The organism is Pseudomonas grimontii, assembly GCF_007858185.1.
Lineage (GTDB): Bacteria > Pseudomonadota > Gammaproteobacteria > Pseudomonadales > Pseudomonadaceae > Aquipseudomonas > Aquipseudomonas grimontii.
Window position 1 is genome coordinate 1 of the sequence record NZ_VFES01000053.1, and the last position, 1173, is coordinate 1173.

Here is a 1173-nt window from a genome sequence, read left to right on the forward strand (position 1 = left end):
GGACCGGTATCCATGAATTGTTTTGCGTCGACGACGAGGTGCGTAGCTTGATCCACCAGGGTGCCGGCGAGCAGGATCTGCGCGTGGCCGCGCGCCGTGCGGGGATGTTCAGCATGCGTGAGGACGGCGAGCGCTGGGTGCGCAGTGGCGCCACCGCGCCGGAAGAAATCCTGCGCGTAACACGGGACGCCTGATGAATCGCTATCGCTATGAAGCCGCCGACGCCAACGGCAAAGTCGAGGCCGGGCACCTGGAAGCCGACAGCCAGAGCGGGGCGTTTGCGGTGCTGCGCAGCCGTGGCCTGACCGCGCTGCTGGTGCAGGTCGAAGGCGGTCAACAAAGCGCCGGCGGCGGCAGCCTGTTCAGCGCCAAGCTGTCGGACAACGACCTGGCCTGGGCCACGCGGCAACTGGCGAGCCTGCTCGGCGCCAGCCTGCCCTTGGAGGCGGCATTAAGCGCCACGGTGGAGCAGGCGGAGAAAAAACACATCGCCCAGACCCTCGCCGCTGTGCGTGCCGATGTACGCGGCGGCATGCGTCTGGCGGATGCCTTGGCCGCACGGCCACGGGACTTTCCGTCGATTTACCGCGCGTTGATCGCGGCGGGGGAGGAGTCCGGTGATCTCGCCCAGGTGATGGAACGTCTGGCCGACTACATCGAGGAACGTAACAACCTGCGCGGCAAAATCCTCACCGCGTTTATCTACCCCGGTGTGGTCGGGCTGGTGTCGATCGGTATCGTGATTTTCCTGCTCAGCTACGTGGTGCCCCAGGTGGTCAGCGCGTTCTCCCAGGCGCGCCAGGACCTACCGGGGCTGACCCTGGCGATGCTCAACGCCAGCGACTTTATCCGCGCCTGGGGCTGGTTGTGTTTCGGCGGGATTGTCGGTGGGTTTTGGGGTTGGCGCCTGTACCTGCGCAACCCCGTGGCGCGCCTGAACTGGCACAGCCGCGTGCTGCGCTTGCCGCTGATCGGGCGCTTTGTGCTGGGCCTGAATACCGCGCGCTTTGCGTCGACCCTGGCGATTCTCGGCGGTGCCGGCGTGCCGTTGCTGCGCGCGCTGGAAGCGGCGCGGCAAACCCTGTCCAACGACCGCCTGAGCCAGTGCGTCAACGATGCCACGGCCAAGGTGCGCGAAGGCGTCAACCTGGCCCCGGCACTGGCGGTGGAAAA

The 1173-nt window shown here is 66.8% G+C and carries 1 protein-coding gene and 1 pseudogene; both read left to right on the top strand.

Annotation, left to right across the window (positions count from 1 at the left end):
* Window positions 1-194, top strand: a pseudogene (locus FIV39_RS32900) (type II secretion system protein GspE); the annotation flags it as partial.
* Window positions 194-1173 (top strand): type II secretion system F family protein (locus FIV39_RS32905; protein ID WP_146371719.1); only part of this gene is annotated, 980 nt, incomplete at its 3' end. The pseudogene FIV39_RS32900 and the gene FIV39_RS32905, both read left to right, overlap by 1 nt.